This window comes from bacterium (assembly GCA_040757115.1).
Lineage (GTDB): Bacteria > UBA9089 > CG2-30-40-21 > CG2-30-40-21 > SBAY01 > JBFLXS01.
On sequence record JBFLYA010000038.1, the window covers coordinates 1 to 24,480 of the forward strand.

22 protein-coding genes and 1 tRNA gene are annotated in these 24,480 nt (G+C 36.9%); 2 read left to right on the top strand and 21 right to left on the bottom strand.

Translation table 11 applies throughout. The features are described 5' to 3' along the window. Nucleotides 1-416: 416 nt before the first annotated feature. The 6 genes from AB1422_04940 to AB1422_04965 all read right to left on the bottom strand — a co-directional run bounded on the left by AB1422_04940 (nucleotide 417) and on the right by AB1422_04965 (nucleotide 6,344). The gene (locus tag AB1422_04940; protein ID MEW6618681.1) at nucleotides 417-1,712 is read right to left on the bottom strand and encodes a radical SAM protein; all 1,296 of its coding nucleotides are present in this window, start codon (nucleotides 1,710-1,712) and stop codon (nucleotides 417-419) included. Nucleotides 1,713-2,075: 363 nt separating this feature from the next. After that, entirely contained in the window at nucleotides 2,076-2,420 is a 345-nt protein-coding gene (locus tag AB1422_04945; protein MEW6618682.1) for a hypothetical protein, read from the bottom strand. A gap of 221 nt (nucleotides 2,421-2,641) precedes the next feature. Next, nucleotides 2,642-4,063, bottom strand: a complete 1,422-nt coding sequence (gene hisS / locus AB1422_04950) for a histidine--tRNA ligase (protein MEW6618683.1) — start codon at nucleotides 4,061-4,063, stop codon at nucleotides 2,642-2,644. 19 nt (nucleotides 4,064-4,082) lie between these two features. Further along, nucleotides 4,083-4,159: transfer RNA gene (locus AB1422_04955), tRNA-His, on the bottom strand. A gap of 55 nt (nucleotides 4,160-4,214) precedes the next feature. Beyond that, the gene (gene hisG / locus AB1422_04960) at nucleotides 4,215-5,102 is read right to left on the bottom strand and encodes an ATP phosphoribosyltransferase (protein ID MEW6618684.1); all 888 of its coding nucleotides are present in this window, start codon (nucleotides 5,100-5,102) and stop codon (nucleotides 4,215-4,217) included. 102 nt (nucleotides 5,103-5,204) lie between these two features. Then, the gene (locus tag AB1422_04965) at nucleotides 5,205-6,344 is read right to left on the bottom strand and encodes an aromatic amino acid ammonia-lyase (GenBank protein MEW6618685.1); all 1,140 of its coding nucleotides are present in this window, start codon (nucleotides 6,342-6,344) and stop codon (nucleotides 5,205-5,207) included. A 494-nt stretch (nucleotides 6,345-6,838) separates the two neighbouring features. Here AB1422_04965 and AB1422_04970 point away from each other — a divergent pair, with 494 nt between their 5' ends. Continuing rightward, a complete protein-coding gene (locus AB1422_04970; GenBank protein ID MEW6618686.1) occupies nucleotides 6,839-7,996 on the top strand; it encodes a transposase in 1,158 nt (385 codons plus the stop codon). A gap of 6 nt (nucleotides 7,997-8,002) precedes the next feature. Here AB1422_04970 and AB1422_04975 read toward each other — a convergent pair whose 3' ends face one another. From AB1422_04975 to AB1422_05005, 7 genes are all read right to left on the bottom strand, one after another. Next, a complete protein-coding gene (locus tag AB1422_04975; GenBank protein MEW6618687.1) occupies nucleotides 8,003-8,311 on the bottom strand; it encodes a DUF2442 domain-containing protein in 309 nt (102 codons plus the stop codon). Beyond that, nucleotides 8,292-8,528 (bottom strand): DUF4160 domain-containing protein, encoded by a 237-nt coding sequence (locus AB1422_04980; protein ID MEW6618688.1) that lies wholly within the window; start codon nucleotides 8,526-8,528, stop codon nucleotides 8,292-8,294. The genes AB1422_04975 and AB1422_04980 overlap by 20 nt, the downstream gene beginning before the upstream one ends. 320 nt (nucleotides 8,529-8,848) lie before the next feature. Further along, a complete protein-coding gene (locus AB1422_04985) occupies nucleotides 8,849-10,102 on the bottom strand; it encodes a hypothetical protein (protein MEW6618689.1) in 1,254 nt (417 codons plus the stop codon). A gap of 5 nt (nucleotides 10,103-10,107) precedes the next feature. Continuing rightward, the gene (locus AB1422_04990; protein ID MEW6618690.1) at nucleotides 10,108-10,857 is read right to left on the bottom strand and encodes a R.Pab1 family restriction endonuclease; all 750 of its coding nucleotides are present in this window, start codon (nucleotides 10,855-10,857) and stop codon (nucleotides 10,108-10,110) included. Between the two features lie 11 nt (nucleotides 10,858-10,868). Continuing rightward, the gene (locus AB1422_04995) at nucleotides 10,869-11,591 is read right to left on the bottom strand and encodes a site-specific DNA-methyltransferase (GenBank protein ID MEW6618691.1); all 723 of its coding nucleotides are present in this window, start codon (nucleotides 11,589-11,591) and stop codon (nucleotides 10,869-10,871) included. A gap of 362 nt (nucleotides 11,592-11,953) precedes the next feature. Beyond that, nucleotides 11,954-13,420, bottom strand: a complete 1,467-nt coding sequence (locus AB1422_05000) for an RtcB family protein (protein MEW6618692.1) — start codon at nucleotides 13,418-13,420, stop codon at nucleotides 11,954-11,956. A 225-nt stretch (nucleotides 13,421-13,645) separates the two neighbouring features. Further along, on the bottom strand, nucleotides 13,646-14,713 hold the full coding sequence (locus AB1422_05005; protein MEW6618693.1) for a peptidase MA family metallohydrolase: 1,068 nt from the start codon (nucleotides 14,711-14,713) through the stop codon (nucleotides 13,646-13,648). Nucleotides 14,714-14,820: 107 nt separating this feature from the next. On the opposite strand from AB1422_05005, the gene AB1422_05010 reads away from it, so the two are divergent. Then, entirely contained in the window at nucleotides 14,821-14,976 is a 156-nt protein-coding gene (locus AB1422_05010; protein ID MEW6618694.1) for a hypothetical protein, read from the top strand. Here AB1422_05010 and AB1422_05015 read toward each other — a convergent pair. From AB1422_05015 to AB1422_05050, 8 genes are all read right to left on the bottom strand, one after another. Then, on the bottom strand, nucleotides 14,973-16,739 hold the full coding sequence (locus AB1422_05015) for a glycosyltransferase family 39 protein (GenBank protein MEW6618695.1): 1,767 nt from the start codon (nucleotides 16,737-16,739) through the stop codon (nucleotides 14,973-14,975). The genes AB1422_05010 and AB1422_05015 overlap by 4 nt on opposite strands. Before the next feature lie 82 nt (nucleotides 16,740-16,821). Further along, a complete protein-coding gene (locus tag AB1422_05020) occupies nucleotides 16,822-17,763 on the bottom strand; it encodes a zf-TFIIB domain-containing protein (protein MEW6618696.1) in 942 nt (313 codons plus the stop codon). Nucleotides 17,764-18,370: 607 nt separating this feature from the next. After that, nucleotides 18,371-19,516 carry a tyrosine--tRNA ligase gene (gene tyrS, locus AB1422_05025; protein MEW6618697.1) on the bottom strand — a complete coding sequence of 382 codons (1,146 nt, stop codon included), beginning with the start codon at nucleotides 19,514-19,516 and terminating at the stop codon, nucleotides 18,371-18,373. Between the two features lie 223 nt (nucleotides 19,517-19,739). Further along, nucleotides 19,740-19,928, bottom strand: a complete 189-nt coding sequence (locus tag AB1422_05030) for a hypothetical protein (GenBank protein MEW6618698.1) — start codon at nucleotides 19,926-19,928, stop codon at nucleotides 19,740-19,742. 203 nt (nucleotides 19,929-20,131) lie between these two features. After that, nucleotides 20,132-20,248 carry a DUF2723 domain-containing protein gene (locus AB1422_05035; protein MEW6618699.1) on the bottom strand — a complete coding sequence of 39 codons (117 nt, stop codon included), beginning with the start codon at nucleotides 20,246-20,248 and terminating at the stop codon, nucleotides 20,132-20,134. Between the two features lie 131 nt (nucleotides 20,249-20,379). Then, nucleotides 20,380-21,096, bottom strand: a complete 717-nt coding sequence (locus AB1422_05040) for a cytochrome c biogenesis protein CcdA (protein MEW6618700.1) — start codon at nucleotides 21,094-21,096, stop codon at nucleotides 20,380-20,382. 484 nt (nucleotides 21,097-21,580) lie between these two features. Further along, on the bottom strand, nucleotides 21,581-22,201 hold the full coding sequence (gene hisH / locus AB1422_05045; protein MEW6618701.1) for an imidazole glycerol phosphate synthase subunit HisH: 621 nt from the start codon (nucleotides 22,199-22,201) through the stop codon (nucleotides 21,581-21,583). Between the two features lie 454 nt (nucleotides 22,202-22,655). After that, nucleotides 22,656-24,344: an FHA domain-containing protein gene (locus tag AB1422_05050; protein MEW6618702.1), complete on the bottom strand. Its 1,689-nt coding sequence runs from the start codon at nucleotides 24,342-24,344 to the stop codon at nucleotides 22,656-22,658. Between the last annotated feature and the right edge of the window lie 136 nt (nucleotides 24,345-24,480).

Consider the following 24,480-nt stretch of genomic DNA (forward strand, 5'->3'; position numbering starts at 1 on the left):
CGCGTATTGATTTCTCGCTCATTTGTACTCCTAACGATAAAGTTCAGGTGCGGCGGGGAGAATTACCACAAAAGTTTGATAGCAAGATAAAACTTTGAGAGACCACAAAACTCTGACCACGGCACAGCCCCCCGCCGTCAACTGCAACACAGGGTTAGACAAAAGCTTTGACTCGCTGTCTTTTCCTTTTCCTCTGCCTCACCGAATTATTGTGCATTCCACATTCACGGCCAGAATAGTTCCTTTGAGGAAAATTACTTGGAAAGGACCTCTTGGCTCTCGTTTTAATTTTATCAATAATTAGCTATTATGTCAAGACTTTTATCCGAACATATGAATGAGTAACTAACCCCTTGAAATTGCTATATGTTTGGGGAAAGGGGAAGTCGTATCCAATTTTACTCTAAAGAAAAAATTTAAAAAAGTGCTTGACTTTTATATGGTAGTCTGACCCTAACTCTCCTTTTCCCGTTTTTAAGGTGCGATCCCTCAACTCCATCTTGCCCCTTTAGTCGCGGGATATCCTCCTGCTCTATGCTCTGTACCATCTCCTCAACGGTCGAAGATATAGCTCTCACGATGTGACTGAAAAGATCTTGTCTGAAAGTACACCAGGGATTTCTTCCGTTGGAGTGACTCTGTGCAAACCAATTTTCAAACCGGCAACCGCCACCGCAAAGAAAGAACCATCTGCACGAGGTGCATTTTGAGGATGGAAGAGAGAGATTTTTCCTGGTCGCCACAACCTTCGGTTGCATCAGTATTGTGTCGATCCCTTGTGACTTCACTTTACCCAGAGCGAAATCAGGCACACCCAAGAAGCGAGCACAAGGATAGACAGTGCCATCGCGGTCAATACCTGTAATGATTCCGCAACCATGTTGAGCAAATGTACAGTCCGAAGGACTACCCCCTAATAATCTCTCGATGATACCAACGAAAGTCCTCACAGGGATCCGTCCATCAAACTCGCCGTACCAAAGGTCAAATGCTCTTTTGAAGAAGTGCAGAAGTTGCCTGGAAGATGGAATGAAAGTGGAGGAGCCAAGTCGGTCACTACATATGCTAAAGTCAAACCCATACGGCGCCGCTTCGGTCAGAAAAGAGTAAACGGTCTCAGGATAATCAGCATTAATTTGAGATACAACACAGATAACTCCATATGGCAATCCAACATCTTGGCACAAGCGAAGCTTGTCCATCACCACATCAAATGTCCCACGCCCGTTTGGGAATCTGCGGAGACGGTCATGAAATTCCCTTGGCCCGTCAAGGCTTGTGCTTAGTTGGAAGTCATAATGCTTGAGCCATTTCGCCATTTTCTTGCTCAATAGCGTCAGATTTGTCTGGATGTGGTTGATTACTTTGGTCCCCTCCGTCGACGCAAAACGCTCTTGGAACTTCGCCACTCTTGAGAAGAAATCCTGTCCAGCGAGCAAAGGTTCTCCGCCGTGCCATGTATACTGAACGACTCTGGCTGAGTTCACTGTGGTAGCGATTACATTCGTCAAGATTTCCTCACTCATCACGTCAAAAGCGCGTGTACGATGACGGATATCTGCATGATAACAATAAGAGCACGCGAGATTGCAACACGCACCAACAGGAGCTATAGTGAAAATGGCCTTCTCCGGCCTTTCATCCATATGACTTCTGTCAATAGGTTGCGAGCCTATCACGTGATGCATCATATTATTGGCTCTTGATTTCATTCAGTTTTCGGACAAGCACCTTCAAGTCGTCCACAAGAGATACATTACCTTGCTTCACTGGCGTTGATTGAAAAGCGATATCTGTGCATTTGACGTCACAGTGGTACGAGATCCGAGATTCCCTTTGATCTTTTACACGGCTAAGGATGAACTCAACTGCTACTTGGCCAGTAACTTTGCTCATGTTCACCTCCTTTTCTGTTTTGAATGCTCGCGGATAAAATTGAGTATTGATTTTATTGGTGTTCACACACCTCGAACCTTCTCTTCACCCCAAGACCTCCCCAAAATTCACTCCTTTTCTATAACCAATCCTTATTCCTATCATTGCTCATGATTTTCTAATCGGATAGGTCGAAAAGTTTAAATCATTTCTCGTTTTCTCTGTTCGACTAATGCTCTTGCTTTTTCAGGGTTTGTGCTATTTGATGACTCAGAGACTACTACGCCCTTTGGGCTGATATATCTTATCCACCAAATACCATCACGCTCAAACACACATTCAAATTTTATCTGCATAATTAGAGATACACCAGCTTCTTTAAGTTTATGCACTAAATTTACAATCAGCGATTTTTCAACCACATCAACTTCAAGTGATTCAATTAAATTTGCTGATATGTTTACAATATCGCTTTTGTCATCAGATTTAATTACTTCATGCATTTTTGATGTTAAAACAATACCATACTCATCTTCTATTATCATTTCAATGGCATATATAAGCTTGTCTTCTTTAATTCGGATCCCTTTAGTTGCGGGCTTAAGTAGAAGACGGAACAGATTTTAGTGGGGTATATCAGATATAATATGTCCAGTACCTCCTTATACTTTCTTCCCCCAGAAACTTCTATATATAACCCAATCATTTTTTTAGCATCTAATCCATCAATATTGTCAAATAGGCTTCTCATCTTTACCAAACACTCCTAACTCTTTTGGTCTAGCAATTGTTTGATTTCTTCTATAAGTTTTTCACTGTTAACTGTTTTCTGTCCTATCTGAGCTTTTAGCCATTCCTCCCGTTTTTCAATCTTTTCTGTTTCTTTTTTAAGCACTCTTAAGTCCTTGATTGTAACTTCGTTGTTTGAAAACTCCTCAGGACCAATAATAACAGCTATCGGAATTGAACATTTATCGGCATATTCAAGTTGTTTACCTATCTTTTGTTCTTTTCCAATATAAACCTCTGTATTTATGCCTTCTTCTCTGAGACGATGCCCAATTTTCATATATTCAACCATCTTTTCCTTTACCATAACCGTGATAAAAACGTTAGCCACAGAGGGTCTGCTTTCAGATGGAGCACATTTCTTCATCGCATCAAAAATACGGTCAACCCCTATAGACGCACCTGTGGCTGGAATTTCTTTACCGAGAAATTGTCCAATTAACTGGTCAAAACGCCCACCACCCATTACACTGCCAAACTCTCTTGCATCAAGAAGAATTGCTTCATAGACAGGTCCAGTATAATAGTCAAGCCCTCGTGCTATGCTCAAATCAATAGTAACTTTATCATCAGGAATTTCCAGAGCAGATAGATATTTATTAATTTCTTCTAACTCTCTTATTCCTTTATCTGCAGTAGAAACTCCTTTGAAAAACTCTGTCACTGAAGTTATAGCTTCATTTCGGGTATTCTGAGGAAGTAAAAGGAATTCTTCAATTTTCAATATCTGGTTCACCTCAAGGTTAAGACCTTTTATCTCATCCCCTGAACTATCAATTCTCCCTGCCCCTAATTCTTGCTTTACTGCTTCGAGTCCTTGTTTTTCCAATTTATCAATGACTTTAAATACAGAATGGCTCGGTTCTACAGGAATGTCTGCATATTTAATTAAACTATCTATAATCTTTCTATTGTTACATCTTATCCGAAAATCAGTTAATCCCAGAGCATTGAGGGAATCATACATAGCTAATATTATTTCTACATCAGCTATCATCTCACTCGTGCCAACAATATCAATATCAAATTGGATAAATTCCCGAAATCGGCCAGGATCAGGTTTATCACATCTCCACACAGGTTGAACCTGATATCTTTTAAATGGCTTAGGAAGTTGTGGATATTGAGCAATAACTCGTGAAAGAGGAACTGTTAAATCAAATCTTAGACCGACCTCATTTCCATCTTTATCAGTAAAGGTATACATTTGCTTATTAATTTCTTCTCCTCCAAGACCTAGTAAAGTTTCTTTGTATTCAAGAGCAGGAGTTGCAAGTGGAACAAAGCCATATAATTCATATACTTTTTTAATAGTGGAGAGTATTTGGTCCCGCACACGCATTTCTTCAGGCATATAATCACGAAAACCCCGTAACGTTTTAATAACTCTACTACTCATTTTTTTACCTCCAAAAATTTGGTACCGGCGATGGGATTCGAACCCATACCTTCTGATCCACAGTCAGACACTCTAACCAGTTGGAGCTACGCCGGCATTTACTGCCAACTCACCATATTACATTCTATTTTGTATCACTTTAAGTACTTTTTTAAGGTACGAACTTGTTCAGTGAATACTCAATAAAGTTAAAAGCCCAACCTCTTGTTTTTAGACTCGAAATTAAATTAGAAACATCTTTACCATTAACAACGACATCAACTATATACCACCCTTTTTCTGTAATAAATGGTAAAATAACTTGTGGATATTCTTGGGGAAGTATCCTTCGAACTTTCTCTATATTTTCATTTTTAACAACCATTTTTAGTCCCACCATTTCCTCAGCACGAAGAGCGGCATTAAGAAAAAGAATTATATTATCTATTTTTTTCTTTTTCCATTCATTCCTCCATGAATCTTTGTTTACAATAACCTGTACATTTGATTCAAGAATTGTTTCAATTTCAATGAGATTATTAGCTCTTAATGATGCACCTGTCTCTGTAACCTCCACAATGGCATCTGCAAGATAAGGTGGTTTTACTTCCGTTGCACCCCATGAGAAATCTACCGTTGCCTCAACGCCTTTAGTCTTAAGGTATCGTTTTGTGAACTCAACAAGTTCAGTAGCAATACGTTTGCCTTGGATGTCCTTTATTGACTTTATATCTGAACTCGATGGAACTGCAATAACCCATCTCACGGACTTGAAACCTTCCTTTGCATATTTCAAATCTGCAACTGTTTCTACATCTACATTTTGTTCAAGAACCCAGTCATAACCTGTAAGTCCACAATCAAGATGGCCATCCTCAACGTATTTTGGCATCTCCTGTGCTCTAACAAGCATTGATTCTATCTCAGGATCATCAAAAGTAGGGTAATAGGAACGATTAGATATATTTATATGATAACCTGCCTTTTTGAATAGCCTTAATGTCGACTCCTGAAGACTTCCCTTAGGAAGACCAATCTTAAGTACATTGTTACTCTCCATACATATTCACTCTCCACAAAGATAATTTTAATTTCAAATATAATAGCATATAGAATATCTAAAAGTCAAGAACTTTTTTCAGAAATTTCCCTACAACGACACTTAGCAACTTCTCATACAATATATTGTAGCCCATTCATATTTATAGTGCTGTATTCCTATAGCTTGAATAAGGTTATACAATTTAACCGCAACAGGCATGCCATGAAAATGTCCTACACTGATAATATTGATAAATTTATTATCTTCGGTATTTGGGAAAATTAAAGGATTATCCGTAACACTGTTTGTCTCAACTTCAAGAGCTCTACGGGTTTCCTCTATTAAATCATAACATGTACCCAATATTTGAGCGGCACATCGAATGTTATAAGGATCCTGAACCTCACCATCAATATCAAAATCAGAATGAGCTTTGCGAATCGGAGAATCTTTCATCAGTTCCCAAACCCATTTGGAAACTTTCAATGCCCCTCGATGAGGTCTCAATTCATGAAACTCAGGATTAAAACAGGTATCAGCCCCAAGCATAACCTGTGTAGAAATGGCTGTTATAACCGTTGCACTTTTCAGGATGTCTATCATCTTAAAATAAGCTAATATACCAAAGGCGGTGGAATATTGTACACCGTTATTTAATGCTAATCCTTCTTTCATTTCTAAAGAAATTGGAGTGAATACATTATTTGCTTTTTTTCGGTCTTTGTCTGATCCAACAAAAACATCGCCTTCGCCTATCATTGCCAGTGCAATATGAGACATGGGAGCAAGATCGCCACTGGCACCTACAGAACCGAATTTAGGAACTACTGGAGTAATTTTTTTGTTCAGCATCTCAATAAGTTTTTTTATAACTTCGGGACGGACTCCGCTGTACCCTTGTGATAAGGATATGACACGTAAAAACATCGCAGCTCTAACAACTTCTATAGGTGTAACATCTCCAACGCCACATGAATGGGAACGAATAAGATTATTCTGAAGTTCAGAATACCTTTGTTGAGGAACCGGAATATCAACATTATGCCCGAATCCGCGATTAAATCCATAGGCAGGTTTTGGATTCTTTATTATTTCATCTATTACATCTTTTCGTCTTTTTTCAATAATATCAAGTGCTTTGGAATCTATCTCAATTTCACTTCCATACGCTACTCGCCAAACATCATCTAATGAAACCTTTTCTAATATCCTCTTATCTCTTACTTCTTCCGCTATAGCTTTAATATATACTTTATCCATAATTATCCTCCTCTCGTAGTTGGGTAGGATTCTGGTGCGGTTTGGTTTTATGCCCTCGTTTCCAGAGTCCCCCTAAAATTCCGTGCATTAGGTTTTCTCCAACACGGCTTTAAGTAATAGGCATTTATCTATTCAATCAATGTCTTTCTCATCCTAACGATAGAGTTCAGGTGCGGCGGGGAGAATTACCACAAAAGTTTGATAGCAAGATAAAACTTTGAGAGACTACAAAACTCTGTCCACGGTACAGTCCCCCGCCGTCAACTGCAACGCAGGGTTAGACAAAAGCTTTGATTCGCTGTCTTTTCCTTTTCCTCTGCCTTACCGAATTATTGTGCATTCCACATTTACGGTTTGGTATAATACTTTTATATTTCAAAGATATTAAAAAAGATTTATAAAAAGTCATCCAGACTACCTGATATATGATATAATAGAAAAGGGTTGTCTTTTTAGACATTGCCCCAAACATTTATCTAAAGGAGGTAGTCCGGATGAAAAAGATTCATAACAAACAAAAAAGGAAAAAAGTCAAAACCCACATTCAGAAACCTAAAGGCAGCAGGTTTACTGAAGAGGTCAAACAACTTGAACCTCAAAATGTGGGCGTTATTCCCATCGATGTCCATAAGGATAAACATCAGATTCTTATTTGTGATTACTACGGTAAAATCCTTAAGGACGAGTTCTCTATACCTAACACCTTAACCGGTGTTCAGGTTCTCTTAACTCATATCTGTGAGGTAATAGACAAATTTAATCTCAAAAAGGTCTATGCGGTTATGGAATATACCGGCAAATATCATCAGAATTTGGCTAATAAATTACGACAACACAAAATCTCTGTTGTTTTTGTTCTCCCCAATAGCACTTACCATCTCCGTCAAGGACAGATGAATTGGGCTAAAACAGACTCTATTGATTTGTGTGCCATTGGCCAAGCATTTGTTAATGGTTGGGTATCCTCTTGCCCTCCTCTTGATGATTTCTATCAAAACTGGCAAACACTAACCCGAGCCAGACGCGATGAGGTTAATCTTCAAACTCAAGCCAAAAACAGAATTACTGACCTCTTACACGACTTAATGCCAGGATGCCAAGAATTGTTTGCTAACTTCTGGGAACATAATGCTCCACCTGTCCTTCTATCCCTTGCTCATTCTCCAGAACAACTCCTTAACCTCAATCGCATCACCTTAATTCAACAACTCTCAAAAGCAAAAGTCCAAAAACCAGCAGAGCTCGTTGACAAACTCCATATCTGGGCTAAAAACTCTCTTGGTACATCCTCAAATCCCTCAGCCAAAATCCAGCAGCTCAAAATCCTTTGGCAACACTTCCTTAACTATCAGAACAATATTCGTTCCTATAATATCTCCATTGCCCAATATCTGTCTCAAAATCCAGCTCTCCTCTTCCTCTCCATCCCCTGGGTAAATGTCCCCAGTGCCAGTGAATATGCCTCTGAAATAGGACCATTTGACAACTTTACCTCTCCTAAACAAATTACCGCTTATCTTGGTCTGGCTCCTAAAAAGTTTCAGACAGGTAAGATTTCCTTTGAAAATGGCCCTATTACCAGAAAGGGTAAAAATCGTGGTCGAGCTGACCCCTACTCCCCTCCTACTCCTCACACAGATTTCAAGGTTTAATTCCTATTATGCTCCAGATTGAACACGGCGAGCAGATAACCAGCTATTAAGTGACTTTTGGCTCTCGCCACTGTGCCGTCCCGCTATCAATCCATCAATACCAATATGTTCGTCAAGGTCAGGCCACTCAATTGCATATCCATCTCCCAATAATTGCCAGTTTTGCCGCTCACTTGGTGAAGCATAGAATAATCGTGGATACCAGGCAAGTGGGACAACAATACGCCGTCCATCTGTCAGGTCCACTACCAATTCCTCATCTGTTACTGTGACTCCTATCGCTATAGGTTCTACTTCAAGCACCAAAGTATTCATACCACGCCTCCAAAAGAGTTGATTCATGCTCTACTACAAGACGAGCAATCTGATTTAGTTCGTGTCCAGGAAAACCCCGGTTTTTCACCAAGGAAACAGGAGTTATCCAAAACTTGGCGATTCGACGGTCCCGCTTTACATGAATATGGGGTGGTTCACCCTTATCGGAACTAAAGAAAACAAATCTATATGGGCCATCTTCGAGAACAGTTGGCATAATCGCCTCTCCTTATATCTCTTGTATAATAAGTTTTACTGGTTAATTTCCAAGTGATAACAGGTTGTCACTACTATGGGCTAACGATAAAGTTCAGGTGCGGCGGGGAGGATTGCCACTAAACTTTGTAAGCAAGACAAAACTTTGATAAACCACAAACTTTTGAAAAACAGTTAGCCCCCCGCCGTCCACTGCAACGCCTGGTTAGGTATAATACTTCTCACTGCAATTCTCTTTTCTTCCCTTGCCGGAGAACTATTGTCCATTCCATAATCAAGTTTAACCCTAAATCTCTCTCATTTATTCTAACAACTCTTGCTTCAGTCGCAGTGAACGAAACGAACAGTTGTCTGCAAGTGTTTGCTATCTGATTTTGTAGATTCCTTGTTGGTTTCATATTTTATTAATTTACTTAATCTATCTTTAGTTGCTTTTTCTATCTTAGAAGCATCAGTGTCATTAAATTTAATTTTATAATGTTCAGCAATTTTCTTTAGAATAGAGTTATCCATTTCTTTAAAAACCTTATTTGTTTTAATAGCATATAAGACATAAAGTTTTTTGTTTTGCTGGACATCTTCTATGTTGATAAGGGGGGATAAGTTCCCATACAACCACGCATTTTCAGGATTGAACAGATTTTTCAGTGCATAAAGATAGGAATATTTATAAAGATTCTCCAATGTCACCACAATTCCGTTGGGATGCTCTCTTGTCATAAAAGAGGCATTTTTCTTTAAAGAATTAATATCTCTAAATGAGTAATAATACAAACCAATAGGAGATTTCTGAACATCATTTTTGCGCGGAGGATATTTATTGATATATCCGTCAGTAGTTTTAAAATCGGATAAAACAAATGTGTTGGGACTGCCTAATATATTAAATCTGAAATTCCTGATATAATCAAATGTCATTCCATCTGAACATTTTTCATAAAGAGATACTAATATCGGAAATTTTCCTATTCCTGTTCCATGGAACAATGCGCTGGAAAATATTTCGCCTTTTATTAGTTTGTAGTTATCCTTAAAATCTCGCAATCTCTTAAAATTAGTCTCTTTTATTAAATATGATAGCGGATGCAGCACACAAACAATATCAGCATTGAGTTTATGATATGATTTTAAGAATGAAACCCCTATATCTCTATCGTATAAGTCTTCATCGCATATATTTTGCCCCTTCTCGCCGTTTCTGAATTCTGATGTTGTATCGTTGTAAGGAGGATTGCCTACCATTATTAAAAATGCAGAGGAAGAAATTAAATATTTATCTCTATTAACTCCCTTTAACGAATTTGTCTGAAAAATATTATGTTGATTAAAATGTTGCTTGAGAAACTGGCAGGCTTTTAAATCACAATCCGCTATCCGATAATTATAATTTTTGAGACCAAATATAAAAGCCCCACACCCCCCGGCACTATCAAAAACAATACACTTTTTTCCTATGTCCCTTAAGTAAGGGATTATAAATTCATGAACCTGTTTGACAAGGACATCAGGAGTATAGTAACTGCCTAATTGAATTCTTTCATTTTTTGTTAGGTGTTCTGCTAAATGTGCTTGCATAATTATCACCTGCTGATAATCTCAAGAAGTATTTTAAGGATTTCAACAACATCATGATTGTGCCGTTTGGATGCCATTCCAAAAACCTTCATCATACATATAAGATTTGAGATATTGGCATTGCTGATTACATATTCAAGTTTATCAGTAGGAACAGATGATTTACCAAGGAGGATTGAATAATTCCTAAATGATTTTAATGGTATGCAAAAATAAACCATTGGTTGAACACCAGTAGCATATTGTTGTTTTTGAATAGATATTTCTACTTGTGTTCCATCTAAAGTTTCAATCATAAACAGTGTCGGCAAATTAATACTCGTTTCTTCAAAATTTATTCCATTTATAGTTAACTGTGAATGGTGTTCAACGGTTATGGCTTTTTCATCTATAAAACTTTTGTAATTACTTATTTCCTTAAGCAGGTTTTGGATTTCTTCTATAGAGACAAATTTTAATTCCATAGCCTTATAAAATATTTCCGATAATTCATAAGGATATTTTGTTTTTCCGTTACTTCCAATAAAATGCTTGTTTGTTAATTTTGTTCCTTTTTTGCCTGCTTCAACATCGTTAATAGGGACATCATAACCTATTTGCCATTCCAAGTATGTTTGGTCATCAAAAGTCCCTTCTCTTGTCGAAAAGGTTTCACCAAAATCTAATCTATTTTGTCTTTTCTTAAATCTGAATTTGCCGGCATTAGTAGCGGGGATAGTTAATAAAATATTGTTTTCTTTAATTGCATAATCCATTTTTTATCTCCCTATTTTATGGTATTTCTTGATTCTTTTATAGCTGTTCTCAATGCCCATTGGATTCTTTCAAGAGCAATTTTATAATATTTTTCTTCAATTTCAAAACCAATAAATCTTCTATTAAGCTGAAGACAGGCTACGGCAGTGCTACCGCTTCCTATGAAAGGATCCAAAATTAAGTCATTCTCTTTTGTGAACATTTTTAATATCTCTTTTATAAAGTGTTTGGGTTTCGGTGTCGGATGGTCTATATATCCTTCATCAGGTTCAACCATTTTTCCTGGGGTGTCAACAAATATATCTTTATTCCAGCGAATAATTTTAGGTTTTCCTTTTTTAAAGATAAAACAAGACATAAATTTAGTCAGGCCGATTGGAGATTTAACCCTTCCTTCAGGACAATACAAGATAATCTGCCAGAAATAATTAAATGGATTGTTCTCAAATAGTCGTGGCAAAAACTTTGTGCTAAAGAATGTAATAAAAAAACTATTGTCTTTTAGAATCCTGTTGCATTCTGAAAGGACATTATAAAAAAGACTTAAATCAGCATCGCCTCTGATAGCATCTTTTCTTAATCCATATGGTGGGTCAGTAAGCACGACATCTATCGAATTGTTTGGAATTAATCTTATCAGTTCCAAACAATTTCCACAAATTATGTTATCAATAAAATCTTCGGGATATTTAAGGTCAAATTTAATTATATTGCTGTTTTTTACCATTTTCATTTTAGTTCTTAATCCTTCACATTTGTAGCCTAACCATGGATTACATTCGACCCTTTCAGGGTCGAGTTTTGCGGGCGTTTATTTCCGTAGATTGCATCTACGGTTATTTAAAATTCGACGCTTTCAGCGTCAATAACCTAAAACCTAACCGCACAGGTCGCAATTTTTCTAATCTTCTAATCTCTAATTCACTAATTCACTAATTCGCTCATAAATCAATCGGCTCTATGTCAAATTTCGGTTAATAAGTGCTATAAGCGTTCAAGTAGTGTAAGAAAAGGAGAGTGAAAAATGAGGGGTGAAGAATGAGCAGTAACCATCTGAGTGTTGACACCTGATGGCTGAACGCTTACAACAATTTATTATCCTTTAACCACACCAAGTGGTCTTAATTTAGCTACTCGTCTGGCGATGCCGGCATTATGAAGGACACTAACTACCTGTGTAACATCCTTATATGCCTCAGGCATTTCTTCGGCTAATGTTTCTCTTCCAGCGGACCGAACCAATATTCCTTTAATTTTTAATTCTTCATCGATTGCCCTGCCGCGAGCCTGGTTTATGGCGGCGGTTCTTGAAAGCACTCTGCCGGCACCATGACAGGCAGTGCCAAATGCCTCTTCCATACCCAGTGCAGTCCCAATTAAAACATAAGAAGCTGTCCCCATATCCCCGGGCACAATCACTGGTTGACCTACACATTTGTAATCTTCAGGTAAGACAGGATGATTAGCCGGAAATGCCCGTGTTGCACCTTTGCGGTGGACACAAAGTTTAATCTTTTTGCCAGCAACATTATGTTCCTCAATTTTACCAATATTATGTGCAACATCATAGACTAATTCCATGCCTAATTCGGATAGTTTCATCCCCAATACCTGCTTAAATACTTCTCTGGTTAAGTGCATCAAGCATTGTCTATTTGCCCAGGCGTAATTTGCGGCCGCGGACATTGCTCCAAAATAAGCTTTACCTTCCGGCGAATTAAATGGAGCACATGCCAGCTGCCTATCGGGTAAAAATATCCCATATTTTCTTACCGCGTCACCCATTGAGTGTAAATAATCTTCACAGACCTGGTAACCCAGTCCTCTTGACCCGGAATGAATCATAGTGGTAATTTGTCCTTCTTGTAGTCCAAATACCTTTGCCACTGCCGAGTCATAAATTTTCTCTACTACCTGAACCTCTAAAAAATGATTGCCAGAACCTAATGTGCCCAGTTGTGCCAGCCCTCGTTCCATTGCTTTATGACTAATCCTATCCGGAGCCGCCATTGCCAGACATCCTTCTTCTTCGGTATGAGATAAATCCTCATTTATCCCATATCCTTTTGAAACAGCCCATTTTGACCCATTAATTAAAACATCTACCTCTTCTTTAGGTGAGAGTTTAATCATTCCTTTTGAGCCTAATCCGGATGGTATGTTATGAAATAAACTATTAATTAATATTGAAAGTTTAGCCTGAATATCTATCAGAGAGAGATTAGTTCGGACCAATCTTACCCCACAATTAATATCCGAGCCAACTCCACCTGGTGAGATAACACCGCCCTGCTCAATATCTGTTGCGGCAACACCGCCAATTGGCAAGCCATAACCCCAATGAATATCAGGCATAGCTAATGAGTATTTAACTATACCTGGCAAACAGGCAACATTTGCAACCTGCACTGGCGTATTATCTTTTTTAATATGGCTAATCATCGAGTCATCTGCATATATTAATCCTGGAACTTGCATCTCTCGCCGATAACTTTTCGGGATTCGATAACGATAATCATCAATTTTTTCTAAGGGTCCTTGATAACCAACTCCTTGTGACATCTTTATGTTTACCTCCTTTTATCAGAAGAACGCTCTCGGATAAAATTAAGCGGTAATTTTATTAGCCTTCGCACACCGCAAATTTTTCCTTCACCCCCACTTTTTAAGTAGAGAGTAGAAAGTAGAGAGTAGAGAGTAGGAATTTTGTTTTATTTACTTCCTATTTCCCGTTTCTTACTTCCTATTTTTATCCGAGAGGCTTCCAGAATAACTGCCTTCTATCTTCTACCATGTTTGCTGATTAGATTTAATATAATTTAACCATCGACCTGTCAATTCTGGCAGGCTTTTAATCTCTGGTGAATAGGCATTTTCTAATGCCTTATTTAACTCCATACCTTCCTTTAAATTCTTGCAAAAGGCATAAAGTTTTCCTCTTCCATGCACATCTATCAGGTAAGTTACGATACTTAAAGATTCGGTGTACCACAGATGGATAATCTCAATTTTATTCTGTTGTGAGATGTCAATCGCGGTAAGTTGGTCAGCAGTGAAATATTTTCCTCCTCTTATCTGGTCAAGTATCTCTTGATAATTATTTATGTATGTTTTGCAAAACTTATTCTCTTCATACACGGCTAATCCCTCGGCAAGCCATTTAGGGAAATTGGGGCTAAATTCCATAAAGTCAGCGAAGATTAAATGAGTTAATTCATGAGGAATAACGGCATCAATTAGGTTTTCGGCATCTTTATGGGAGTAAATTGAGCGGGTTTTAAATTCACTGTATCCAGATGACCAGGTAGCTTTACCTGTCGCCTTAAAATAATCCTCCGGGGTATCAAAAACATAAATAGTAACCTTATCCTTTAACCAGAATCCAGCATCACCAAATCCTAAATCTGTTGGTATATCGTAATAGATTTCTACTTTAGCTACAATATCATCCGCTAAAATTGCATCACTGGTATAAATGATAAAGTGGGATGTCTCTCTTTTAACAGCTAATTGATATGCTGGTTGTGTAGTAGCAGTACTAAATTCAGAATTTATTTCCGCAGAAGATAACCTGTCAACTGGCACTTTAGTTCTTCTATACATTTCTTCTCGTTTCGTAACGCTATTAATTGCCCAGCAGGCGACGACAATAATCACGATTAAAGATAACCAGACATCTAATCCTATCCATCTTTTCCATCCTCTTCCCTCACGATGCCTATGCATAATCATATATCTTTCTTCTTCAGGACTTACATCAGCCTTTTTAGATGATTCCTTTCGAAATACCGCATGGCATAGATTACAAAATAATGCTTCATCTGGATTGTTATAACCACATTTTGGACATTGCATTTCATTATTCCTCTTTATACTTCATCATCCAGGACTTTTAAAGATTTGTCAAGTGGATGACCCAGAATTTTCGGTGGTGTCTGAAAATAACGCTAATAGTGAAATCTATGCAGATTTGGTGTCCAAAAGGGGATAAGGAAATAAAGGGAGATATGGAGATTATTCATTGTAATTTGCAAAATTTTAGAATGAATTTATCTCCTTATCTCCATAATCCCCATATCTCCTTTTCTTACACTATTTCAACCTTTATGCTAGATTAAGACACCACCGAATTTTCTAAAATCTTATATATTCTATATCCAACTTTTTCTGCCAAAAATTTATATTCTTTTTCAACCCTATTAATATCAATATTTCTTAGCCTTAGATCTGGCTCGCCAATAATGAAGTAATCAATATCCCATTTTTTGATACAATCTAATATAGTTTCCATATTTTCATTAGGAGTAAAGAATCCTTTTCTACCAGTCCAATAAGCAATGGCATGGGCATCGCAAATCATAATCTTTTCATCTGACCCTGTATTATCTTTAATCCAGGAATATAATTTTTGTTCTGGAATCTCCTTTTGGCTGTATCTGTCATAAACAACATATATAGACTGCAAGATTAAAATAATACCGATAAGAGAAATAAGTATTTTTCTATTTATGATTATATTTATTCCAAATATCCCTAATAATACACAATGTGATATTAAAAAGCCTGTATATCCTGCCCGGGGTCCCGATACACATAAACAGATTATCAATCCTAAATAAAATAAAGATGGAATTAGTTTTGTTGACCATTTGATTATACCATAGAGGACTACTATCAATAAAGGGTATGATAGAAATCCTGCAAGTGCCGCATTTAGTCTTACAGGATTCCAGAGAGCCTGCATATCCCAGGTTGAAAATGTAATTGAATATGGTCTGGGCAAAAAGGTCAGGTAGAGACTCCCTATTTTAGTCTGAAGAAAGGTGATGGGATTCAATATAAATTCAAGATAGGATTTAAGTGTTGGAGGATTGAGGGTCAGGAATTCTTGCCATGTTCTCGTGATTGAGATATATTTACCAGATGTATGGACAGGATTCCCAAAGATTAAATAATTCCTTATGAGCCACGGAGATATGAGCAATAAAAAGATAAATATTGGATAGAAATATGACGCCTTTATTTGTATCTTCCTATTTTTTATAACCTCAAATATTACCTTCCTATCCCTAATTAATTCAATTAAAATTAATGATAAAATCAGGAATAAAGAAGCTGGATGTAAAAGATAAGAGCCAGCTCCTATAATTGCAACATAATTCCAGTCTCTTTTTAAATAAAGATAAAAAAGGCACAGGGAAAAATATACACAAGAAGAAGGACCAGTTATCTCAAAGGGACCAGATAGGAAACAAGGATTTATGGTTATTAAAAGTATAGTTGAGTAAATGGCGCAGTTTTCACTATATAATTTTTTAGCAATAAGGTAAATTGGTAAAAGTATTGAAACAATAAATAATACTAGAACCAATTTTGCCACTTCAAAAGATTGACCAAATATAGAGAAAACAAAACCTAAAATTAAATTAAATAGTGGCGGTCTATATTGGGCATAAAATGCCTTATCAATTCCTTGCCAATAACTCTCCGTAAACGGTAATACTACCCAGGCTTTATCGGTTAAGAAACTTTTTGCAAGCGAGATATGCCAATATGAATCCCCGCTTATGGGAAATTTTGATATCGTTGACACACTTGCGTAGAGGATTAAAGTTATCCCAAAGATAAGTAATAATTTTCCCGGGATATTAAAATCTGGTCTTCTAAAAAATAAGGTAATAAGAGACAAAGGGAAAACGGCTAATGACCACAGGATTGGAATTTTAAAGAGATGAAGAACAACAGCCAGTCCTGCATACATCAGGATAGAAAAGCCAAATGAAAAGCAAAATCTTTCTTCACCTTGAAATTTCTTGCTTGAAATCAAATAACCTGGTAGATAAAACAAAATAAATAGAATAAGTATCTGGATAATAAACATTTTAATATCTCCCTTATGTTTGGTAACTGGTAACTGGTAATTAGTTACCAATCACCAGTTACTAATTACCCCATTAACTCTTCTAATCAAAAATCCCTTTTCTCGTTAATGCCTGGATAAATCTATTAATTATAGGCAATCTTGACACTTTAATTGATTTTATCGCCTCTTCTTCCTTTATCATTACTTCCATCTCTATTTCTTGTAATTTATGAATATAGTTAGTCAAATACTCATCTTCCTTACCTTCACCTCTCTCCACAAAGACCTGTAACTTTTCTAATTCATCTTTATCGAGCCAGATACCGTGATTTTTTCTACAGTGGTCAATTATCACTCCTGAGGTATAGCTATAATTTACCCGTTCCATTAGATGTCCACAAATGGGACAGAGAAGAGTATCAACTAATTCATGGGGACGTGAGATTTTAGCGTCTTCTTTGTTTGCGGTTATTTCGGGAAAATGCTCTTGAGTGAACTTTTTCTCTCTGATTTTGAGTATTTGATAGAGTTCATCGCTATCACACCAGATACCACCGCAAATTTTACATATATCAGTTTTTACGCCTTCGTAATCTATCTCCATTAATTGCTTATGACATCGAGGGCAATCTTTTGTTCCTAATAAAACATCCTTCTCATGAGTCTGCTCTATTCTTTCTAATGAATTATCATGTTCTTCCATAACTATCTGAATCTTTTCTAACTCACCTTGATTAAACCATAATCCATCTTTTTGAGGACATCGGTCGAGTATAACCCCAGTATTAATGGCGTAATTAAACTTTTGCATCTGTGAACCACATTTAGGGCAGTTATGGATTTTACCTTTTCCTGCATCTACTCCAATAGACTGAAAGGTAGTAATTCTTTCTTCTTCACTAAAAGGTGTTTGTCTTCTATCTATTATGGGGCTTAATTCTCCATAATCTAACCAATTCCCGCCGCAGTTATTACAGGAATCAATCACTATCCCTTCATACTCCCTTTCTACTAATTCTGAATGACACTCTGGACAAATCATTTTTTATGCCTCCTTTTTTGCTATAGTTTCGTGATTTTTAGAAGATTGAAATCCCCTGAAAACACAAGGAAGAGGAATTATTGCAAAGTTATGGCTAAACCATGAGTTGCAAAAAATAGTGAGTGAATTACAAAATTCCAAATCACAAATTCCAAATTACAAATAAATTCCAATGACCAAAAATCAAAATTCCAAACAAAAGAAGGAGAAGTGCTTTTCAATGAGGCAATAGAATTAAAGAAAAGTTATATTCCCCTCTTGAGAGGGGTTAGAGGTGTGTCCTTCAATTATTGAAAAACCTAAATCTGACATTATTGAGCAAAATATTCAACTCCCTTTAACAAAATTGATAAAGCAATAGGTTTTGGAATTTGGTGCTTGGAATTTATTTGGAATTTGTTATTTGAAATTTGGAATTTATATTGCAAGGTTATGGTTAAACCATGATGAATAAATTCACGAAACTCCAGTTTTTGGTAATTTGGTAACTAAATTACCAGTGACTAATTATCATTCACCAATGTCCTTATCTCTTATAATCTTCTGCTATACGCAGGTTAATACAATTTTGGATTTTCGATTGGATAACTCCAAAATCAAAAGTGACTTAAGTGGATACTAACTTAATAAATCCTTTTTTCCCAACCTGAAGGATTTTCGGCAAACTTAAATCTATTTCAAAATCTACCTGTGCTATTCTTTTTTGGTCTATTTTAACGCCTCCTTGCATAATTAATCTTCGTGCCTCACTTTTGCTTGGAGCTAATTTAGTCATAACAATAACCTCTATCAATCCAATAAAAGGCTTATTCACCTTGAATTCAGGTATTTCTTCAGGCAATTCCTTATCACGAAATATCCGTTCAAATTCTTCGTCCTGGCTTTTTGCTTCAGATTCATCATAATAGCACTTGACTATTTCCTTAGCTAATAGTTTTTTTGCCTCTTTTGGATGGAGTGATTTTATCTCATCTAAAGAAATATTTGTAAGCAATTCAAAGTATTTGGGCATAATGGCATCGGGGATAGACATCAATTTACCAAACATTTCTTTTGGAGAATCGAGGATGCCGATATAATTGCCGTAACTTTTACTCATTTTCCGCACGCCGTCAGTTCCTTCTAACAACGGCATCGTCATAACAACTTGCGGTTGTTGACCATAATTTTTTTGCAGTTGTCTTGCGACTAAAAGATTGAACTTTTGGTCTGAGCCACCTAATTCTACATCTGCCTTGACGATAACCGAGTCATATCCTTGAAGTAAAGGATATAGAAATTCAACAATGGTAATTTCCCTTCCTGCGGCATAGCGTTTCTCAAAATCATCCCGTTCTAACATTCGAGCAACCGTGTAGCAACCTGCAAGTTTCATTATTTGGGCACAATCAAGTTTTTCTAACCAGCGGCTATTGAAAACTACCTCTGTTTTATCTTTATCCAATATCTTAAATACTTGTTGTTGATAAGTTTTAGCATTTTGTTCAATTTCCTGAGAGGATAATGGTTTTCGGGTTTCATTTCTCCCGGATGGGTCTCCGATTCTTGCTGTAAAATCACCGATAATGAATATAATTTTATGTCCTAATTCCTGGAATTGGCGTAATTTTCGCAGGATAACCGTATGCCCCAGGTGAATATCAGGGGCAGTTGGGTCTGCTCCAAATTTTATACGGAGAGGTGCATTGAGCTTTTTAATAAATTCCTCTTCTGATATTATTTCTTCTACACCGCGTTTAATTTCGTCTAACAATTTATTATAACTATACTAAATTTTTTGCTTTTTGTCAAGTATAGTTTCGTGAATTTTTCCACCTGTGCAGTCGTAGGCTGTTAAATTAAGTTAAACATTTCGCTCCTACGGAGCTGAATTCTTTAAGGATTATCATAATCTACAAATATATCACTCCTAACGGAGTTTAAAAATATATTCAGCCCTGTAAGGGCGAGATGTTTATAGATTTATCGTCTCAACATCAAATTAGCTCCGTAGGAGCGATATGTTTATTGAGAAAGTTATAAATATTGTAACCGTTCAGGCTATATATCAAAAGTGTAAGAAAGGGGATAAGGAGATAAGAGTGATATGGAGATAAGATAATAGAAATAGATTGAAATTTATAGAAATAGGTAGAAATTGATTGTGGAAAACAACAAATTTCCATAAATTTCTATTAGTTTCTATTAATTTCAATTTTTTTAATAATATCTCCCTATCTCCTTAATCTCCACATCTCCTTTTGTTACACCACCTGAACGCTTACAAGTTCACATTAGTATTGTTGATAGTTGATGGTTGATAGTCTATGAAACTATCAACTATAAACTATCAACCCTGTTGCTATATCTGTTCTATGAGAAATTTTCGTTAATAACTTACTATTATGTATTTAGAGAACGCTATACTAAATACCTTGTCCACCAGGCAATAAAATGGATAACCTGGCGGATGAGGGATGCCCAGCAGGAAGGATACAGAGAGCATATCGCCGCTGTCATGGAAGCCAATAGTTGGGGTAGGCGTTTTTAAATAGGTAAAAAAACGATAAAGAATATAACGGAGGCAATTAGCATCACCTTAGATTGTTTGAACGAACAATTTTCTTTAGTCATTGTTTAGCCACCAGTAATCATTCCCGTAACCATTCCCAGCTTGTCGGCGAATATCATTATCCCGATGAGGATAAGCAGGATACCGCTGAAGATAGAAATTGGTCTTAAATAGCGTTTCATCCAGTTAAAATGGGTCAAAAAGGCAGACAGCCCTAATGAAACAATGAGAAAGGGGAGTCCAAGCCCTAAGGAATAAGATGAGAGGAGAATAATCCCTGAATAAACATTATCTGAAGTAGCGGCATAGATAAGAATAGCGCCAAGTATAGGACCTATACAGGGAGTCCAGCCAGAAGCAAAGGCTAATCCGACTAAGAAAGAGCCCAGATAGCCAAAGGGTTTGTTTTTAAGGTGGACACGCTTTTCTTTTTGGAGTAAGTTGAGTGGGACAAGGCCGGTTATATGGATGCCAAAAAGGATAATTAAGATTCCGCCTACCTTTTGAATAATAAGCTTATAAGTGATTAAAAACTTGCCGATTAAGGTTGCCCCTGCCCCTAAGAAGATAAAAATCAAGGAAAAGCCAAGAATAAATATAAGGGAATTAAAAAAAAGCCGCCTTTTAATCACGGTTTGATTTTCGTTCATTTCTTCAAAAGACAAACCGGTAATAAAAGCCAGATATGAAGGGATGACCGGTAAGACACACGGAGAAAAAAATGATAATAATCCGGCGATAAAGGCAATAATTATGTTTACATCTTGTGCTGTGCTGTTCATCTTGATTCCTTTCTAAGCCGCTTTGGCATCTCTATCCGATAAAGGTAATAATTCGGAGGCTAATTTAACCACAAAGGGCACAAGTAACCGTTCAGCCACAGAGGCACAGAGTTCACAGAGAATTAAGGGAATTAGTCACAAATGGACACGAATTAACCTGTGACATTCGATAAATGTAGTGCGAACCTTTAGGTTTGCCTTCCGGTTTGCCAGAAGCGAGGCTAAAACCTCGCACTACAAATCTTTTTGTTGTTCAAGGAGATTCGGGTTCATTCTCGTTAGATAGTAAAACATCTAACGGGATTCATTCGTGATTATATATTCCCTCTGTGTTCTCTGTGACTCTGTGGCTATATCCTGAACGGTTACGGGCACAAATGATTTTCACAAAGTCCACAAAGTGAAAAACTATCATTCTTTCTCCCACTATGGGGTGGTATATCGTATTTCTCGCACCGATTACCCCCTGTTCCACTTCATAGGGTTAAATAGTTACCTGATTTAAAAAGTTTTTTAGCAGGTTTAATCCGAGTGTCTGGCTCTTTTCAGGATGAAATTGGGTGCCAAAAACATTCTCTTTACAAACCATCGAGGTAAATTTTATCCCATAATCAGTTGTCGTCGCAATAATTGCTTCATCTTCAGGGTTGACATAATAAGAATGCACAAAATAAAAGTAAGAATTATCTGGAATGCCATCTAATAAAGATACTTTTGCCTCCTGTGCCTTCTGGATAGTATTCCAGCCAATATGTGGGACCTTTAGAGTTTCTGGAAATTTAAGGACATCTCCATAAAGGATATTTAATCCTTCGCACTCGCCATATTCATAACTTTTATTAAATAGCAGTTGCATTCCCAGACAAATACCTAAAAATGGCTTACCTGATTCTATGACCCTATGAATGATAGTATCAAGTTGTAAGTTTTTTAATTGAGTCATTGCATCTTTAAATGCACCTACGCCGGGTAAAATCACGGCTGAGGCAGTAACAATTTTAAGTGGAGAATTGGTAACTATCACCCTGCCACCCATCTTCTCAATCGCCTTTTGCACACTCCGTAAATTACCCATTCCGTAGTCAATGATTGCAATTGGTGTCATTTTTTCACCCCTTTCCAATATTGAGCTCTCTCAACATCTCCAGAGCTCGGATTTGACTGAAGTTTAAAAGCATTTTTGGTGGTGTCTGAAAATAACTCTAATAGTGAAATCTATTCAGATTTGGTGTCCAAAAGGAATTTCCTCCAAAGAGCAAAATGCAAAAAGCAAATATAAAAATTACATATCAAAATGTAAAATTATCTCTTTCCTTTCAGCGTTAAAATACTTGAAGCAAAGATATTACCAAATTCCTCCAACTCTTTGAGAAACCCTGTTACTTCCTCTTTGAAATTTGATTTGTAATTTTGCATTTTGATATTTATATTTGATATTTAATATTTGATATTTAATATTTATTTGTTGTCTCTCCCAAATCCTATTTTGCAGAACCCTATACACTATTTTAACCTTTATGCTAGATTAAGACACCACCAAATTTCCTACAAAAGTGTGGTTACAGAAATAACTCAAATCTTTCTTGAGGAGACAAATCCTTTGAAATCTCATTCCAGAGCCTGCTTAGATTATCCCTTAACCGCTCCCCGTTTTTATTAAGCACCTTCTTGATATATTCAGTTTCTTTATCTGGCAAATCTCTTTCTACATATTCTCTAAGGGTTTTATCACTCAGTATCTTGAGGGTATCATTATAGAGTTCCACAATATTCTTTATTATCCCGATACTCGCAGATTGCAATTCATCTGGCATATTATTTATGCTGTAGAGGAATCGAATAATTGGAGGCATATCAAGGATAGAAAGCTGGTTTTTGAAAACATCCTCAGTCCCTTGAATAAGAGTTGTCCCGAAGGCAATCAAGAGGGAATTGCAAGTGAATCTACGCAAACATTCTGCTTTTACTCTGAATAGAGAACCGACATTTGGTCTTATGTCTGGGGCAATCTGAACTGATGAATGCCATCCCCTAAACTCTTCTAAAAATATTTTAGGCAGTTGATTTATTGCAGGAGCTAAATGCGAAAGATATTTCTTAGAAAGACTTTCTTTTACTTCATTAAAGAGTTGCGGATTATAGAGAGGGACAGATTCAGTTAAAAAGGTTATTCGGCGTGTTTTCCACTCATCTGAATCATCTCTACTTCCAATCTTACTCAGGAGTTCATCCTTTGGGAATAGGGTTGGAAATCTTCCTTTCCCAAACCCTTCTTGACAGTCTTTTCTAAGTTTTTCAGACAACCCCTCAAGATGAACATCAATCCCTTCTTTATCAAACCAATTTGCCGTGTATATCATTGCCTTGATAGCCTCAGAAGATTGCTCTTTATCCTCAAAGATGGCAAAGAAGTCAGCATCAGAGGTTCTGCTTGCTTCAAGTCGGGAGAATGACCCACAAAGAATAACAGATATGTCTTTGTCTTTAAATTCAGTTAGAATTTTAGGAAGTTCAGATTGTGCCTTTGAGATTATCTCTTGCGAGAAAGCCATATTTGAAATAAGAGTCTCTGCTCTTCTTATCTTTGTTACTTTCACAAATTCTTTAAATCCTTGCAGTGATAGTTCAAATTGGTGAGACGCTTTTCCCCCTCCTTCTTGGGTTGCTTCTTCAAAGACAAGGATGGTTTCGTTTCCCATAGAGATTTTATCGCCAGAGGTTAATTTAGTCTTCTTTCCTTTGGTGCTCCTTTTCTCATTTATCTTTGTTCCATACCTACTCTTGTCCCTTATCCACCAGGAGTTATCCTCAAACCAGACTTGCGCATGCTCTCGAGTTACAGAATTGTCAAAAGACAAATCAATATCCACTTCGGATTCATCCGGTCTTCCAATAGTATAAGTATTACCTGGCGTTAATATCCACTCTCCTGGTAACCCCTCAGGAATCTCTTTCTTAGAAGATGATAATGAAATCTTTGCCGTTATATCCTCATCAGGTGGCTGAGTCGTCTTACCTTTATCTCCTGTTGATTCTTTACCTGGCACATCCTCCTGATGGTTTTTAAGTCTTTTAAGCCTTTCTTCAATCTCCTTAATCCGTACCTTTTCTTCCTTAATCCCATTCGTGATATGGACAGGGCAATATAAAGGACCAAACTTAGCCGCCTGTAGTTCTAACTCCCTGAGGTTCTCTTTATGGGTATTAAGCAGTTCATTCAAATGGATTATCTCGTCTTGCGTAGCCATAGTATTTTCTTGTAACCGTTCAGGCTATATATCAAAAGTGTAAGAAAGGGGATAAGGAGATAAGAGTGATATGGAGATAAGATAATAGAAATAGATTGAAATTTATAGAAATAGGTAGAAATTGATTGTGGAAAAC

Bases quoted from the DNA above. Each gene is read 5' to 3' on its own strand.
- AB1422_04940 (MEW6618681.1), bottom strand. From the start codon at position 1,712: ATGAAATCAAGAGCCAATAATATGATGCATCACGTGATAGGCTCGCAA.
- AB1422_04945 (MEW6618682.1), bottom strand. From the start codon at position 2,420: ATGATAATAGAAGATGAGTATGGTATTGTTTTAACATCAAAAATGCAT.
- hisS (MEW6618683.1), bottom strand. From the start codon at position 4,063: ATGAGTAGTAGAGTTATTAAAACGTTACGGGGTTTTCGTGATTATATG.
- hisG (MEW6618684.1), bottom strand. From the start codon at position 5,102: ATGGAGAGTAACAATGTACTTAAGATTGGTCTTCCTAAGGGAAGTCTT.
- AB1422_04965 (MEW6618685.1), bottom strand. From the start codon at position 6,344: ATGGATAAAGTATATATTAAAGCTATAGCGGAAGAAGTAAGAGATAAG.
- AB1422_04970 (MEW6618686.1), top strand. From the start codon at position 6,839: ATGAAAAAGATTCATAACAAACAAAAAAGGAAAAAAGTCAAAACCCAC.
- AB1422_04975 (MEW6618687.1), bottom strand. From the start codon at position 8,311: ATGAATACTTTGGTGCTTGAAGTAGAACCTATAGCGATAGGAGTCACA.
- AB1422_04980 (MEW6618688.1), bottom strand. From the start codon at position 8,528: ATGCCAACTGTTCTCGAAGATGGCCCATATAGATTTGTTTTCTTTAGT.
- AB1422_04985 (MEW6618689.1), bottom strand. From the start codon at position 10,102: ATGCAAGCACATTTAGCAGAACACCTAACAAAAAATGAAAGAATTCAA.
- AB1422_04990 (MEW6618690.1), bottom strand. From the start codon at position 10,857: ATGGATTATGCAATTAAAGAAAACAATATTTTATTAACTATCCCCGCT.
- AB1422_04995 (MEW6618691.1), bottom strand. From the start codon at position 11,591: ATGAAAATGGTAAAAAACAGCAATATAATTAAATTTGACCTTAAATAT.
- AB1422_05000 (MEW6618692.1), bottom strand. From the start codon at position 13,420: ATGTCACAAGGAGTTGGTTATCAAGGACCCTTAGAAAAAATTGATGAT.
- AB1422_05005 (MEW6618693.1), bottom strand. From the start codon at position 14,713: ATGCAATGTCCAAAATGTGGTTATAACAATCCAGATGAAGCATTATTT.
- AB1422_05010 (MEW6618694.1), top strand. From the start codon at position 14,821: ATGCAGATTTGGTGTCCAAAAGGGGATAAGGAAATAAAGGGAGATATG.
- AB1422_05015 (MEW6618695.1), bottom strand. From the start codon at position 16,739: ATGTTTATTATCCAGATACTTATTCTATTTATTTTGTTTTATCTACCA.
- AB1422_05020 (MEW6618696.1), bottom strand. From the start codon at position 17,763: ATGATTTGTCCAGAGTGTCATTCAGAATTAGTAGAAAGGGAGTATGAA.
- AB1422_05030 (MEW6618698.1), bottom strand. From the start codon at position 19,928: ATGGAAATTTGTTGTTTTCCACAATCAATTTCTACCTATTTCTATAAA.
- AB1422_05035 (MEW6618699.1), bottom strand. From the start codon at position 20,248: ATGCTCTCTGTATCCTTCCTGCTGGGCATCCCTCATCCGCCAGGTTAT.
- AB1422_05040 (MEW6618700.1), bottom strand. From the start codon at position 21,096: ATGAACAGCACAGCACAAGATGTAAACATAATTATTGCCTTTATCGCC.
- hisH (MEW6618701.1), bottom strand. From the start codon at position 22,201: ATGACACCAATTGCAATCATTGACTACGGAATGGGTAATTTACGGAGT.
- AB1422_05050 (MEW6618702.1), bottom strand. From the start codon at position 24,344: ATGGCTACGCAAGACGAGATAATCCATTTGAATGAACTGCTTAATACC.